The sequence below is a fragment of the Mammaliicoccus sciuri genome (genome assembly GCF_025561425.1).
In the GTDB taxonomy this organism is placed as follows: domain Bacteria; phylum Bacillota; class Bacilli; order Staphylococcales; family Staphylococcaceae; genus Mammaliicoccus; species Mammaliicoccus sciuri_A.
The window spans coordinates 1,123,054-1,137,202 of the sequence record NZ_CP094824.1; the positions used below are offsets into that span (position 1 = coordinate 1,123,054).

General features: G+C 38.1%; 9 protein-coding genes, 22 tRNA genes and 2 rRNA genes. 29 read left to right on the forward strand and 4 right to left on the reverse strand.

The annotated features are described in order from the left end of the window. The first annotated feature begins 196 nt into the window (after nucleotides 1-196). From MUA60_RS05805 to MUA60_RS05920, 24 genes are all read left to right on the forward strand, one after another. Nucleotides 197-3,123, forward strand: a 23S ribosomal RNA gene (locus MUA60_RS05805). A gap of 83 nt (nucleotides 3,124-3,206) precedes the next feature. Beyond that, a 5S ribosomal RNA gene (gene rrf, locus MUA60_RS05810) occupies nucleotides 3,207-3,321 on the forward strand. A gap of 27 nt (nucleotides 3,322-3,348) precedes the next feature. After that, nucleotides 3,349-3,424: transfer RNA gene (locus MUA60_RS05815), tRNA-Val, on the forward strand. Nucleotides 3,425-3,430: 6 nt separating this feature from the next. Then, nucleotides 3,431-3,506 (forward strand) — tRNA-Thr (locus tag MUA60_RS05820). A gap of 7 nt (nucleotides 3,507-3,513) precedes the next feature. Continuing rightward, nucleotides 3,514-3,589: transfer RNA gene (locus MUA60_RS05825), tRNA-Lys, on the forward strand. A gap of 5 nt (nucleotides 3,590-3,594) precedes the next feature. Next, nucleotides 3,595-3,676, forward strand: a tRNA-Leu gene (locus MUA60_RS05830). 32 nt (nucleotides 3,677-3,708) lie between these two features. Then, nucleotides 3,709-3,783 (forward strand) — tRNA-Gly (locus tag MUA60_RS05835). Between the two features lie 6 nt (nucleotides 3,784-3,789). Beyond that, nucleotides 3,790-3,878, forward strand: a tRNA-Leu gene (locus tag MUA60_RS05840). Nucleotides 3,879-3,887: 9 nt separating this feature from the next. Further along, nucleotides 3,888-3,961 (forward strand) — tRNA-Arg (locus MUA60_RS05845). Between the two features lie 18 nt (nucleotides 3,962-3,979). After that, nucleotides 3,980-4,053: transfer RNA gene (locus tag MUA60_RS05850), tRNA-Pro, on the forward strand. 25 nt (nucleotides 4,054-4,078) lie between these two features. Continuing rightward, nucleotides 4,079-4,154, forward strand: a tRNA-Ala gene (locus MUA60_RS05855). Between the two features lie 20 nt (nucleotides 4,155-4,174). Continuing rightward, nucleotides 4,175-4,248 (forward strand) — tRNA-Met (locus MUA60_RS05860). Between the two features lie 35 nt (nucleotides 4,249-4,283). After that, a tRNA-Ile gene (locus MUA60_RS05865) sits at nucleotides 4,284-4,357 on the forward strand. A 12-nt stretch (nucleotides 4,358-4,369) separates the two neighbouring features. Beyond that, nucleotides 4,370-4,462, forward strand: a tRNA-Ser gene (locus tag MUA60_RS05870). Between the two features lie 26 nt (nucleotides 4,463-4,488). Then, nucleotides 4,489-4,562, forward strand: a tRNA-Met gene (locus MUA60_RS05875). A gap of 13 nt (nucleotides 4,563-4,575) precedes the next feature. Further along, nucleotides 4,576-4,651: transfer RNA gene (locus tag MUA60_RS05880), tRNA-Asp, on the forward strand. Between the two features lie 20 nt (nucleotides 4,652-4,671). Next, a tRNA-Phe gene (locus tag MUA60_RS05885) sits at nucleotides 4,672-4,744 on the forward strand. A gap of 14 nt (nucleotides 4,745-4,758) precedes the next feature. Next, nucleotides 4,759-4,834, forward strand: a tRNA-Thr gene (locus MUA60_RS05890). 6 nt (nucleotides 4,835-4,840) lie between these two features. Then, nucleotides 4,841-4,924: transfer RNA gene (locus tag MUA60_RS05895), tRNA-Tyr, on the forward strand. Nucleotides 4,925-4,942: 18 nt separating this feature from the next. Continuing rightward, nucleotides 4,943-5,016: transfer RNA gene (locus MUA60_RS05900), tRNA-Trp, on the forward strand. Nucleotides 5,017-5,018: 2 nt separating this feature from the next. Then, a tRNA-His gene (locus MUA60_RS05905) sits at nucleotides 5,019-5,091 on the forward strand. 15 nt (nucleotides 5,092-5,106) lie between these two features. After that, nucleotides 5,107-5,178 (forward strand) — tRNA-Gln (locus MUA60_RS05910). A gap of 6 nt (nucleotides 5,179-5,184) precedes the next feature. Then, nucleotides 5,185-5,259: transfer RNA gene (locus MUA60_RS05915), tRNA-Cys, on the forward strand. Between the two features lie 131 nt (nucleotides 5,260-5,390). Next, nucleotides 5,391-5,475 (forward strand) — tRNA-Leu (locus tag MUA60_RS05920). A 312-nt stretch (nucleotides 5,476-5,787) separates the two neighbouring features. Here MUA60_RS05920 and MUA60_RS05925 read toward each other — a convergent pair. From MUA60_RS05925 to MUA60_RS05935, 3 genes are all read right to left on the reverse strand, one after another. After that, a complete protein-coding gene (locus MUA60_RS05925) occupies nucleotides 5,788-6,003 on the reverse strand; it encodes a hypothetical protein (RefSeq protein ID WP_048539822.1) in 216 nt (71 codons plus the stop codon). A gap of 60 nt (nucleotides 6,004-6,063) precedes the next feature. Then, nucleotides 6,064-7,029, reverse strand: a complete 966-nt coding sequence (locus MUA60_RS05930) for a LacI family DNA-binding transcriptional regulator (protein WP_262650220.1) — start codon at nucleotides 7,027-7,029, stop codon at nucleotides 6,064-6,066. A gap of 326 nt (nucleotides 7,030-7,355) precedes the next feature. Further along, nucleotides 7,356-8,450 (reverse strand): IS30 family transposase, encoded by a 1,095-nt coding sequence (locus MUA60_RS05935; RefSeq protein WP_262647968.1) that lies wholly within the window; start codon nucleotides 8,448-8,450, stop codon nucleotides 7,356-7,358. Nucleotides 8,451-8,584: 134 nt separating this feature from the next. On the opposite strand from MUA60_RS05935, the gene MUA60_RS05940 reads away from it, so the two are divergent. Further along, the gene (locus tag MUA60_RS05940; protein ID WP_262650221.1) at nucleotides 8,585-8,803 is read left to right on the forward strand and encodes a hypothetical protein; all 219 of its coding nucleotides are present in this window, start codon (nucleotides 8,585-8,587) and stop codon (nucleotides 8,801-8,803) included. Between the two features lie 28 nt (nucleotides 8,804-8,831). Here the strand turns inward: MUA60_RS05940 and MUA60_RS05945 are convergent, their stop codons facing one another. After that, entirely contained in the window at nucleotides 8,832-9,782 is a 951-nt protein-coding gene (locus MUA60_RS05945; protein WP_262650222.1) for a LacI family DNA-binding transcriptional regulator, read from the reverse strand. A 161-nt stretch (nucleotides 9,783-9,943) separates the two neighbouring features. Between MUA60_RS05945 and MUA60_RS05950 the strand changes: the two genes are divergently transcribed. Genes MUA60_RS05950 through uxaC form a run of 4 tightly spaced genes read left to right on the forward strand, consistent with a single transcriptional unit; the run spans nucleotide 9,944 to nucleotide 14,143 of the window. After that, a complete protein-coding gene (locus tag MUA60_RS05950) occupies nucleotides 9,944-10,945 on the forward strand; it encodes a TRAP transporter substrate-binding protein (RefSeq protein ID WP_262650224.1) in 1,002 nt (333 codons plus the stop codon). After that, nucleotides 10,938-11,426: a TRAP transporter small permease gene (locus tag MUA60_RS05955; RefSeq protein WP_025904787.1), complete on the forward strand. Its 489-nt coding sequence runs from the start codon at nucleotides 10,938-10,940 to the stop codon at nucleotides 11,424-11,426. The genes MUA60_RS05950 and MUA60_RS05955 overlap by 8 nt, the downstream gene beginning before the upstream one ends. Beyond that, nucleotides 11,426-12,721 carry a TRAP transporter large permease gene (locus MUA60_RS05960; protein ID WP_262650227.1) on the forward strand — a complete coding sequence of 432 codons (1,296 nt, stop codon included), beginning with the start codon at nucleotides 11,426-11,428 and terminating at the stop codon, nucleotides 12,719-12,721. The genes MUA60_RS05955 and MUA60_RS05960 overlap by 1 nt, the downstream gene beginning before the upstream one ends. A 15-nt stretch (nucleotides 12,722-12,736) precedes the next feature. Further along, entirely contained in the window at nucleotides 12,737-14,143 is a 1,407-nt protein-coding gene (gene uxaC, locus MUA60_RS05965; RefSeq protein WP_262650228.1) for a glucuronate isomerase, read from the forward strand. The last annotated feature ends 6 nt before the right edge of the window (nucleotides 14,144-14,149 follow it).

Below are 14,149 nucleotides of genomic sequence, written 5' to 3' on the forward strand. Positions count from 1 at the left end.
ATTATATTGTACATTGAAAACTAGATAAGTAAGTAAAATAGATTTTACCAAGCAAAAAACCGAGTGAATTTTTAACGAAATTCAACAAGCTTAATAATCGCGCGTCGTCTTTATAGACGACATCACAGATTAATAACTCGTAAAACTGGTGAACAAGTATCATTATTGATACATTCGTTTGACCAAGCTTTTACACGATTAAGTTATTAAGGGCGCACGGTGGATGCCTTGGCACTAGAAGCCGAAGAAGGACGTTACTAACGACGATATGCTTTGGGGAGCTGTAAGTACGCTTTGATCCAGAGATTTCCGAATGGGGAAACCCAGCATGAGTTATGTCATGTTATCCGCATATGAATACATAGTATGTGAGAAGGCACACCCGAAGAACTGAAACATCTTAGTACCCGGAGGAAGAGAAAGAAAACTCGATTCCCTGAGTAGCGGCGAGCGAAACGGGAAGAGCCCAAACCAATAGGCTTGCCTATTGGGGTTGTAGGACACTCTATACGGAGTTACAAAGGAAATGATTAGACGAATGGTTTTGGAAAAGCCAACCATAGAAGGTAAAGGTCCTGTAGTCGAAAGTCATTTCTCTCCTGAGTGGATCCTGAGTACGGCGGAACACGTGAAATTCCGTCGGAATCTGGGAGGACCATCTCCCAAGGCTAAATACTCTCTAGTGACCGATAGTGAACCAGTACCGTGAGGGAAAGGTGAAAAGCACCCCGGAAGGGGAGTGAAATAGAACCTGAAACCGTGTGCTTACAAATAGTCAGAGCCCGTTAATGGGTGATGGCGTGCCTTTTGTAGAATGAACCGGCGAGTTACGATTTGATGCAAGGTTAAGCAGTAAATGTGGAGCCGTAGCGAAAGCGAGTCTGAATAGGGCGAATGAGTATCTGGTCGTAGACCCGAAACCAAGTGATCTACCCATGTCCAGGTTGAAGTTCAGGTAACACTGAATGGAGGACCGAACCGGCTTACGTTGAAAAGTGAGCGGATGAGGTGTGGGTAGCGGAGAAATTCCAATCGAACTTGGAGATAGCTGGTTCTCTCCGAAATAGCTTTAGGGCTAGCCTCAAGTGATGATTATTGGAGGTAGAGCACTGTTTGGACGAGGGGCCCCTCTCGGGTTACCGAATTCAGACAAACTCCGAATGCCAAATAATTTAACTTGGGAGTCAGACTATGGGTGATAAGGTCCGTAGTCGAAAGGGAAACAGCCCAGACCACCAGCTAAGGTCCCAAAATATATGTTAAGTGGAAAAGGATGTGGCGTTGCCCAGACAACTAGGATGTTGGCTTAGAAGCAGCCATCATTTAAAGAGTGCGTAATAGCTCACTAGTCGAGTGACACTGCGCCGAAAATGTACCGGGGCTAAACATATTACCGAAGCTGTGGATTATCCGTAAGGATAATGGTAGGAGAGCGTTCTAAACGTGTCGAAGCATGATCGTAAGGACATGTGGAATGTTTAGAAGTGAGAATGCCGGTGTGAGTAGCGAAAGATGGGTGAGAATCCCATCCACCGATTGACTAAGGTTTCCAGAGGAAGGCTCGTCCGCTCTGGGTTAGTCGGGACCTAAGCCGAGGCCGATAGGCGTAGGCGATGGATAACAGGTAGATATTCCTGTACCACCTATGATTGTTTGAACGATGGGGGGACGCAGTAGGATAGGCGAAGCGTGCTGTTGGAGTGCACGTCCAAGCAATAAGACTGAGTGTTAGGCAAATCCGGCACTCGTAAGATTGAGTTGTGATGGGGAGTTGGATTATGTATCCGACGAGTCGTTGATTTCACACTGCCAAGAAAAGCCTCTAGTTAGAAAATAGGTGCCCGTACCGCAAACCGACACAGGTAGTCAAGATGAGAATTCTAAGGTGAGCGAGCGAACTCTCGTTAAGGAACTCGGCAAAATGACCCCGTAACTTCGGGAGAAGGGGTGCTTTTTAGGGTGCAAGCCTTGAAGAGCCGCAGTGAATAGGCCCAAGCGACTGTTTATCAAAAACACAGGTCTCTGCTAAACCGTAAGGTGATGTATAGGGGCTGACGCCTGCCCGGTGCTGGAAGGTTAAGAGGAGTGGTTAGCTTCTGCGAAGCTACGAATCGAAGCCCCAGTAAACGGCGGCCGTAACTATAACGGTCCTAAGGTAGCGAAATTCCTTGTCGGGTAAGTTCCGACCCGCACGAAAGGCGTAACGATTTGGGCACTGTCTCAACGAGAGACTCGGTGAAATCATAGTACCTGTGAAGATGCAGGTTACCCGCGACAGGACGGAAAGACCCCGTGGAGCTTTACTGTAGCCTGATATTGAAATTTGGCACAGCTTGTACAGGATAGGTAGGAGCCTTTGAAACGTGAGCGCTAGCTTACGTGGAGGCGCTGGTGGGATACTACCCTGGCTGTGTTGACTTTCTAACCCGCACCATTTGATCATGGTGGGAGACAGTGTCAGGCGGGCAGTTTGACTGGGGCGGTCGCCTCCTAAAGAGTAACGGAGGCGCTCAAAGGTTCCCTCAGAATGGTTGGAAATCATTCGCAGAGTGTAAAGGCACAAGGGAGCTTGACTGCGAGACCTACAAGTCGAGCAGGGTCGAAAGACGGACTTAGTGATCCGGTGGTTCCGCATGGAAGGGCCATCGCTCAACGGATAAAAGCTACCCCGGGGATAACAGGCTTATCTCCCCCAAGAGTTCACATCGACGGGGAGGTTTGGCACCTCGATGTCGGCTCATCGCATCCTGGGGCTGTAGTCGGTCCCAAGGGTTGGGCTGTTCGCCCATTAAAGCGGTACGCGAGCTGGGTTCAGAACGTCGTGAGACAGTTCGGTCCCTATCCGTCGTGGGCGTAGGAAATTTGAGAGGAGCTGTCCTTAGTACGAGAGGACCGGGATGGACATACCTCTGGTGTACCAGTTGTCGCGCCAGCGGCATAGCTGGGTAGCTATGTATGGACGGGATAAGTGCTGAAAGCATCTAAGCATGAAGCCCCCCTCAAGATGAGATTTCCCAACTTCGGTTATAAGATCCCTCAAAGATGATGAGGTTAATAGGTTCGGGGTGTAAGCGCAGTAATGTGTGTAGCTGACGAATACTAATCGATCGAAGACTTAATCAAATTTAAATCGGTTTTAGCCGTAAAATCTACTTACTATCTAGTTTTGAATGTACAATACATTCATCATAAGTTATTACTATTTGTCTGGTGACGATAGCAAAGAGGTCACACCTGTTCCCATGCCGAACACAGAAGTTAAGCTCTTTAGCGCCGATGGTAGTTGGGCTTACGTTCCGCGAGAGTAGGACGTTGCCGGGCAAGTAATAATATTACATAATTTTAAATGGAGAATTAGCTCAGCTGGGAGAGCATCTGCCTTACAAGCAGAGGGTCGGCGGTTCGAACCCGTCATTCTCCACCATTTAAAGCCGGCCTAGCTCAACTGGTAGAGCAACTGACTTGTAATCAGTAGGTTGGGGGTTCAAGTCCTCTGGCCGGCACCATGTTTTAGAGCCATTAGCTCAGTTGGTAGAGCATCTGACTTTTAATCAGAGGGTCAGAGGTTCGAATCCTCTATGGCTCACCATTTAAGCGGGTGTGGCGGAATTGGCAGACGCACTAGACTTAGGATCTAGCGCCGCAAGGCATGGGGGTTCGACTCCCTTCACCCGCATTATTATTATTATGATTTAAGCATTTAATTTTGCAGAAGTAGTTCAGCGGTAGAATACAACCTTGCCAAGGTTGGGGTCGCGGGTTCGAATCCCGTCTTCTGCTCCATTATTTGCCGGGGTGGCGGAACTGGCAGACGCACAGGACTTAAAATCCTGCGGTAAGTGATTACCGTACCGGTTCGATTCCGGTCCTCGGCACCATATTAATATGCGCCCGTAGCTCAATTGGATAGAGCGTTTGACTACGGATCAAGAGGCTAGGGGTTCGACTCCTCTCGGGCGCGTAATGACCATTTTGGTTACGGGAAGTAGCTCAGCTTGGTAGAGCACTTGGTTTGGGACCAAGGGGTCGCAGGTTCGAATCCTGTCTTCCCGACTCTTTAAAAATTTAAATATTAAATGGGGGCTTAGCTCAGATGGGAGAGCGCCTGCTTTGCACGCAGGAGGTCAGCGGTTCGATCCCGCTAGTCTCCACCATTTAAAAATAATACCATTATGGCGGCGTAGCTCAGCTGGCTAGAGCGTACGGTTCATACCCGTGAGGTCGGGGGTTCGATCCCCTCCGCCGCCATTAAAATTTTCAATATGATACATATTTTAAATTTTGGACCTTTAGCTCAGTTGGTCAGAGCAAACGGCTCATAACCGTTGGGTCGCAGGTTCGAGTCCTGCAAGGTCCATACTTATATATTGGAGGAATACCCAAGTCCGGCTGAAGGGATCGGTCTTGAAAACCGACAGGGGCTTAACGGCTCGCGGGGGTTCGAATCCCTCTTCCTCCGCCATTATATTTGTAACTTAATATTATTATCGCGGGATGGAGCAGTTCGGTAGCTCGTCGGGCTCATAACCCGAAGGTCGGTGGTTCAAATCCGCCTCCCGCAATAGCTTTAATGATGGTCCCGTGGTGTAGCGGTTAACATGCCTGCCTGTCACGCAGGAGATCGCGGGTTCGATTCCCGTCGGGACCGCCATTTTTTAAAAATTAATGTATGGCTCAGTAGCTCAGTCGGTAGAGCAAAGGACTGAAAATCCTTGTGTCGGCGGTTCGATTCCGTCCTGAGCCATCTTTTAACTTTTTGCCGGCCTAGCTCAACTGGTAGAGCAACTGACTTGTAATCAGTAGGTTGGGGGTTCAAGTCCTCTGGCCGGCACCATCTAACGGAGGGGTAGCGAAGTGGCTAAACGCGGCGGACTGTAAATCCGCTCCTTCGGGTTCGGCAGTTCGAATCTGCCCCCCTCCACCATTATTATTTTAATTTAATAGGGGCATAGTTCAACGGTAGAATAGAGGTCTCCAAAACCTTTGGTGTGGGTTCGATTCCTACTGCCCCTGCCATGGCGGCTGTGGCGAAGTGGTTAACGCATCGGATTGTGGTTCCGACACTCGTGGGTTCGATTCCCATCAGCCGCCCTTATTTTATATTAATGGGCTATAGCCAAGCGGTAAGGCAACGGACTTTGACTCCGTCACTCGCTGGTTCGAATCCAGCTAGCCCAGTATTCTGGCGGCATAGCCAAGTGGTAAGGCCGAGGTCTGCAAAACCTCTATTCACCGGTTCAAATCCGGTTGCCGCCTCCATTAATAACTTTGCGGGAGTATTTCAACTTTTAGAATACATTCCTTCCCGGAATGAGATATAGGTGTAAGTCCTATCTTCCGCTCCATTTATTTCTTCCATTGGGAAGATTTTTTTGTAGGATTTTTATTAAGCCGGTGTGGTGGAATTGGCAGACACGCGGGACTCAAAATCCCGTGTCCGTTGAGGACGTGTCGGTTCGAACCCGACCACCGGTATATATTAATAAACCATTTTAGAACTATTTAAGTCGTAAACGTTGATTTTACGGCTTTTTTGTTTGTTAATCAACCATTTAGAAACATATAAGTTCAAATTTTTGGTCACTTTGTGGTCACAGTTAGGGCTATAAAAGCAGATATATTAACGATTTTGGAAGTGCTGACGCCTGAGGGAAAAGTATGAGTGAGAGACTACAGGCTCGAATCATACCCTAGGCAAGCATACACGGACAAAATCGTAGATTTAAAAAATAACATCTCATTTTTACTGTAGATCAGTAGAATGAGATGTTATTTTTTTAGAGTTTTTTAAAGTTTAATAATATAATCAATTTTCTTATCTTTATACATTTTACTTCTTGTCATTACTTGAGGGATATCATATTTGTTTTTCATACTAATTGCTTTTGAAAGGCTCTCATCAGTACAAGCGACAATATCAATATTGCTAGTGTGTTGAAGTATTTCTACATAAATTTCTGAAGTAATATTACAACCATCAATACCAACTTTTTGTTTGTTCATTTTAATTACCCCCTAATATTTGTGATTGATTAAAGGATAATCTATGAAATGCATTTCATGTCAATGGTTTAATTTAAATGCTGAGTTTCTTTTAATAAGTTTTGTTTCAAATAAATAGTTATTCAGTTTATCTTCATATAGTTGATTAAACAAACTTTTACCAATTTGGAAGAGGGGAATCTCTATTGTAGTAAGGTCTAGCAATTTAGATATTTTATGATTTTCAAATCCAATGATAGATATGTTTTTCTTTTGCTCGTCATTTAAGCTAATAAACAATCCAGCAGCTGTGTTATCTCCAGAAACAACAATTGCTGTAGGTGTATTTTCTTTATTATCAATTCCTTGAGCAAGTCTTTGGCCATCTTCTAATAATACAAAATTCTCATATATATCTTGATCATTGAAGGGTAAAGCATTCTCACTGCAAAAGTCTTTATATGCTTTTATTCTTAAAATTGAACTAGTACTATTTCTTCTATTTATGGCACATGCAATATGTCTATGTCCGTTGTTGTATAGATGATTTAATGCTTGTTTGAAGGCGTTGTAGTGATCAATATATGTTGTTCTAAATTTGGAGTTTGAAATATTTTCGAATATAGAAATTGGTCCATACTCTATGTACTGTTCAACTATATTTAATGAAATATTCCTTGAACAAATAATAAGTGCGTCTATTTGTTTTAATTTTAACATTTCCAAAGCGTCAATTTCTTGATCTGTATCATAGGCAGTTTGGAATAAAACAATTTTTTTGTTTGATTTAATCGCTTCTTCAGAAATACCTTGAATTAATTGTGAAAAATAGGGGTGATTAGAGAACGGCAATACAACACCTATTAAATTTGTTTTACCTTTTTTTAAATGAATTGCATTGATATTTGGTATATAATTTAATTCTTCTATAGTATCAAGTACTTTTTGTCTTTTTTCTTCATTAACATAAGGGTGGTTATTAATTACTCGTGATACGGTACTTGGTGAAACGCCAGCTCGTTTAGCTACTTCTTTTAAATTTGTCATTTACTTACCCCCTCGATTATACTTATTACTATGTTATTATTTTAGCATATAAGTTGAACTATATTTACAAAGATAAAGTAGGTGTAATTTATTAAACAACAATTTTATGAATTAGAATGTGCACATTTGGATGCGAGTAATAGAAAGGATAAATCGTTTATCTTAAATTTACTTGATGATGATTTTAAAGAAATAGCGAGGATTTCAAGTTTAAGTTAGCCACCTATAATGACTGAGGTGTACACAAGGGTTAACCGTATTCGAACCTGTTGAGGATTGATTGGTTTTAATCAATTAATACTCAACAGGTAACCAAAGCTAAGACTTTAGCTTTGGAAAGATTCATACAGATTGAGGTGCTTTAAACTTTCTGCCATATTATGATGAGCTGTGTTGTAATTTAAAGTCTTTCTAGGATAGTCATTCATATATTGTTGTATGGCTTTTATGAAGCGTTTTTGAACATTGGATAAATCATGTGCTTTTGGAATAAAACGACGAATCATTTTATGTTGGTTTTCACTTGTCCCACGTTCATATGATGAGAATGGATGTGTGAAGTATATTTCTATCATATGGCCAAATTCTTCATACAGCGATGCAAATTCTGAACCATTGTCAGATGTGATAGATTTGAAGATTTTTGGTGCTTTTTCGCCTAAGGAGTCAAATAAGTTTTTCAATGCGTGAGACACTGCATCAGCACTTTTACTCTCTATTATTTCTAGTATTTCAAAACGCGTTTGTCTCTCAACAAGTGTTAAGATAACTGGCTTTGACTTGTCTTTAGTTCCTATTACGGTATCTATTTCCCAGTGACCAAAAGACTGACGTGATTCAATTTCACTAGAACGTGTCTCAATACTTGGACCGAGCACTCGACTGTGTGGATGATTATGGTAGCTATTCTGAGTAGAATGACGTCTTTTTAATTTTTCTAGTAGATCAATATTCTTAGTTTCCATGATTTGTTGATCTATCCAAGCATATACTGTCGTTGTTGAAGGGATTTTTTCTCTTTCAAAACATTGTTCCTTGTGAGCATATGCCACGACTGCTTCAGGTGACCAGCGTTTCTTTTTCATGAGGTGATCTGCCCATGGAATAAATAATGGGTTCTTCTTCCATAAGGGCTGAGCACCACATTGTTGTCTGTTTTGTCGATAACGTTGTTGACCTAGTGAAGAAAAATAAATTTGCGTCTCATATTCATAGACTTTATGTTGCTGTTTTTGTCGTTTAATTTGACGTGTTGTTCCTCGATGAATTTCGTTATTGATTGTTTGAGGTGCACGTCCTAATTCACGCGCGATTGCACGATTTGAAAAACCTAAATTTTTAAGTGTTTCTATTTGAACACGTTCTTCATAACTTAAGTGTGTTCCTTTATGGTTTGTCATGTTAGAATAAGTATGCGTCATGTGAATTCATTCCTTTATTGATTTGGTCTGGTAGCCTCAATAATAACATGAAATTCACGTGGCGTTTTTTTGTCTAAAGGTGGCTAAGTTGATTATAAAATCCACCTTTTAAAGAAATAGGTAAGTCTGGCAGAATGATATATAAACGAGATATTGAAGAGGGCACTTTACATACATTTGATTATGAGATTTCGGATTTTATAGTTGAAAAAATTCAAAAAGGTATTGTACTAACGACTTATGAATTAATCAATAAAACTGATCATATTACAACTAAGCGAAGTACATTATGGATTAGAAGGCAATCTGAGTGGAAGATGAGATTCCATCAAGGAACAACAGTAAAAAAATGACTACAAAATTGTAGTCATTTTTTTGTCTTTATTTCCGCTTTACTAATTCAGGCTCAAGATGATAGACATTTGGTTGATTTTCTTTAGATTCAATAGCATTGATAAGGATATTAACTAATGTTTCAGCAATTTTCTTAGTTGGGACACCAACTGAATGAATTACTGTATCCATATGGTCAAATTGAGGTACGTTGTCGTATGAGTACACAATATGTTGATCAAGTGAATCTTTTAAAGTGTGCACGAGTCCTAAAGTAATATCATAACTTCCGCAAATGATACCTTCTGGTAAAGTATGATTGTTTAAATATGATTTTAATGCAAAAAATGTATCTTCAGCAGATAGTCCTTTTGAATCAATCATATTATATTCAAGATTATGTTCTTTACAATACCTTTCAAAAGTTTCTTTCTTTATAATTTGTCGAATATCATCAGTGTTGAGATCACCAATATAACAAATATTTGTTATATTATTTTGCATTAAATCATCTAAAGAAAGAATCATTGCTTGTTTATGATTTACATTTACAATAGGGTATTCGAGCTCTCGGTCTGTACCATAAGCTACTACTGGGATATTTGAACTAATGATACTTGGTAAGGTAGAAGCTTCACCTTCATCAAATACGATGATGCCATCAAAACGTAATTCTAAAAATTTATGTGCAGCAGTTTCCACATCATCGATTGATACAGACATAAAATATCCAGTATTCTTTAAAAAGTTATTGATTTCTGAAACAAGAGTTGAAACTGCAACTCTGTCTACTGATGGCCAGATGAGTCCAATTGTTTGGCTCTTGTTTGAGACTAAAGAGCGAGCGGAATTATTAGGAATATAATTCATTTCTCTTGCCTTTTGTTGTATGCGCTCTGTTGTTTCAGCAGTAACTAAAGGAGAATTTTTTAAAGCTTTACTTACTGTTGAATAACTAACACCACAGGCATTTGCTATGTCTTTTAATGTTACAGCCATGTGAGTCTCCTTTAAATATTATTTTCTACATTATACCATAAGCACACATTTTCTATAAATAACAACGTTGTTATTTTGTTTCATTTGATTTATACTTATCAATAAGTATTAAAGAAGTAGTCAATTAGATTACTTTTTTAAAATTAATGGGGGATGGAGAGATGAAAAAATTTTTACTGTTAATTCTAAGCGTATTCACTGTTTTGTATGGATGCCAACAAAGTGACGCACAAGATAAAGATGTTAAGACTTTAACATTAGCACATAATCAATCAACAACACATCCAGTACATAAATCGTTAGTAGAATTTAAAAACGAAGTAGAAAAGGAATCTCATGGTAAATTAAAAATTAAAATATATGCGAACGGACAACTTGGAAGTGAACGGGAAGCAATTGAAATGACACAAACAAATGCCATTCAATTTACAAAAGTGTCAGCAAGTGCACTTGAAAGTTTCTCTGAATCGTATTCTTTATTTAGTATGCCATATCTATTTAAATCTCAAGATAGTTTCCGATCTATTATGAAAAAACCTGAAGTACAAAATTCATTCTTTAATACAACTAAAGATAACGGATTTGTAGGTATTACTTACTATGATGCTGGAATAAGAAATATTTATACAAAAGATAGAGAAATAAAGACGAATAAAGATTTACATGGTTTGAAAATTCGTGTTCAACCTAGTAAAACAAGTGTGCAACTTGTTAAGTCATTAGGTGGTACGCCAACTCCTATGGCTTTTGGTGAAGTTTATACTGCACTTCAATCTGGTGTTATTGATGCAGCTGAGAATAATGAAACAGCATTGACGGACAATAAACATGGAGAAGTCGCAAAGAATTATTATAATACAGAGCACGCTATCGTTCCTGATATTTTAATTATGAACAAGGATGCATACAATGATTTAACGAAAGAAGAAAAAGGATGGATAAAAAGCGCAGCAAGATCATCTACTGAAAAACACGAAGTCATCTGGGATAAAGCCATTAAAGAAGCAATCAAATCAGCTAAAAAAGACATGAATGTTAAATTCCATGATGTAGATAAAACTTCATTCGAAAAGGCTGTAAAACCTCTACAAGAAGAATTTAAAAATAATAAAGGAACTGAAAAACAATACAAATTGATTAAGGAGCCAGAACAAAATGAATAAATTAACACATTATATTGATAGAACTTTGCTTTCTGTGTCTGGTGTATTGATAACTGTAATGGTCATTTTATCAGTTTGGCAAGTGATAACACGATATATATTGAACACGCCAAGTACGACAAGTGAAGAAATCATTCGCTTCTTGTTAATCTGGTTTGCATTGTTAAGTGCAGCATATGTATTTGGTAAGAAAAAGCATATTGCAATTTTATTTATAAGAGAAAAGTTTCCTCTTAAAGCACAGTTATTTATAGAAAGACTCACGAATATCATTATTTTATTAGTTGCTTTAATTTTGATGATATATGGTGGTATTAAAATTGTAGCACTTACTTGGACTCAATATGCACCAGCTACAGGTGTTTCAATGGCGCTAATGTATGGTGCGTTACCTATATCAGGACTTTTTATTGCATTTTATTCAATTCGAGGCATTATTACGAATGAGTTACCAGAAAATGATGAAGGCGGTGAAGTGTAATGACGACAATTGCTGGAATCGTATTATTTGTATCTTTAGCAATATTTTTAGCTTTTGGTATTCCAATCGCTATTTCAATTATTTTAAGTTCAATATTAACGTTAATACTTATTTTCCCGTTTGATGTCACAATACTTACTGCTGCCCAAAGAATGGTAACTGGTATTGATAACTTTACAATGCTTGCCATTCCGCTATTTGTACTTGCTGGAATATTGATGAATAACGGTGGTATTGCATTTAGATTAATTAACTTTGCAAAAGTGTTAGTAGGTAGATTACCTGGTTCTTTAGCACATACGAATATTGTGGGGAATATGTTGTTTGGTTCGATTTCAGGATCAAGTGTAGCAGCAGCTGCCGCTATGGGTAGAATTATGACACCGATGGAAACAACTCAAGGTTATAAAAAATCATATTCTGCAGCTGCCAATATTGCTTCAGCACCTTCAGGATTATTAATTCCACCAAGTTCATTATTGATTGTTTATTCACTTGTAAGTGGTGGAACATCAATTGCTGCATTATTTATTGCAGGTTACGTTCCTGGAATTCTATGGGGTCTAGGTTGTATGGTTGTTGCTTACTTTTTAGCTAAAAAACATGGCTATCCAGTTTCTGAAAAAGTGAGTTGGAAAGATAAATTATTTTTAACTTTAGATGCTATTCCAAGTTTACTATTAATAATTATTGTAATTGGTGGTATTGTAGCTGGAATATTCACAGCAACAGAGGGTGCAGCAGTCGCAGTTCTATATGCGTTTATACTTTCACTCATTTATAAAAATTTAAAAATTAAAGATATACCTGCGATTATTATAGAAACAGTAGAAATTACAGGTATGATTTTATTCTTAATTACAGCATCTGCATTGTTCTCACTCGTAATGAATTTCACAGGATTACCAGAAGCGATATCTGACGGTATATTATCATTAACTGAAAATCCTATTTTATTATTACTGTTAATGAATTTAATTTTATTAATCATTGGTACATTTATGGACATAACACCAGCAGTACTTATCTTCACACCAATTTTCTTACCGATTGCAGAAAGTATCGGATTAGATCCAGTTCATTTCGGTATTGTGATTGCATTTAACTTATGCATTGGTAATATAACACCACCAGTAGGTAGTGCGTTATTTGTTGGTAGTAGTGTTGCAAATGTAAGAATTGAAAGTGTCATTAAGACATTAATACCATACTTTATTATTTTAATTATTCTATTGTTATTATTTACGTTCGTACCACAATTATCGTTATTCTTACCAAAATTACTTGGGCTATAGGAAAGGTGAGTATTTATGAGTTTAATTAAAGAAAATTTTATTGTTCAATCTGAAAAAGGGCAGGCTTTATACAATATAGCTAAAGATATCCCAATTTTTGATTTTCATTGTCATTTAGATCCGAAAGAAATTTATGAGAATAAACCTTTTAATACGATTACTGAAGTTTGGCTAAAACGTGATCATTATAAATGGCGTTTAATGCGCACATATGGAATAGATGAGTCGTATATTACAGGAGATAAATCTGACAAAGAAAAATTCGAAGCATTTATAAGTTTATTGCCTAAAAGTATTATGAATCCGATGTATCACTGGTGTCATTTAGAGTTAGCAAGGTATTTCAACATCAATGAAAATTTAAATAAAATCGATAAAGATCAATTATATAATCAGTTAAATGAAAGTTTGCAAGAACCAGAATTTCTTCCAAGAAAATTAATAGAAAGAAGCAACGTCCAAATTATCTGTACAACGGATGATCCATGTGATGATTTGAAATATCATCAATTACTTCGTGAGGATAAGTCTTTTGATGTTAAAGTGTTACCAACATTTAGACCTGATCGTTATATCGCTTTAACGAAAGATAATGTAGAAGCATCTATTAACCAATTAGAAATTGCTACAGAAACAAAAATAAATCATTTGGAAGAATATATTAATGCGCTCAATGCACGAATTGAATACTTCCATCAAAATGGCGCAAGAAGTTCTGATCAAAGCTTTGCTAAAGTACTTAAAGTGGATGTAACTAAAGACCAAGCTGAACAGTATTTTGAACAAATTAAACAAGGTAAACACATAGATGAGGAAGATTTAAGTAGATTATCTGGATATATTTTAACTGAAGTAAGTAAAACGTATAAAAAATATAATTGGGTTGTACAGTTTCATCTTGGACCAGTGAGAAATAATAATACATTATTGTTTGAAAAAGTTGGGGCAGATGCAGGATTTGATAGTGTAGGTGATATGCTCAGTTCTTCTGACTTAAATAGATTTTTAGATCATTTAAATCAAAATGATGCATTATCAGATACAATTATTTATCCTAATAATGCTAATGATCACTTAATGGTGCAAGCTACAGCTGGTAACTTTACTTCAGATAAAGTTAAAGTGCAGCTTGGTGCTGCATGGTGGTTCAATGATACTAAAGAAGGTATGGAACAACATTTAGTAGAATACGCAAATGTTGGATTATTATCTACTTTCGTTGGTATGTTAACTGATTCAAGAAGTTTATTATCATATACGAGACATGAATATTTTAGAAGAATTTTATGTAAAATGATTGGTAAACGTGTAGAAAGAGGAGAAATCATTGATGATGATGAAATTCTTACTGAAATCATTAAGGATATTTGCTTTAATAACGCCGTATCACTCTATAATATCGAAGGCGTAGATGCTATATAAAATTAG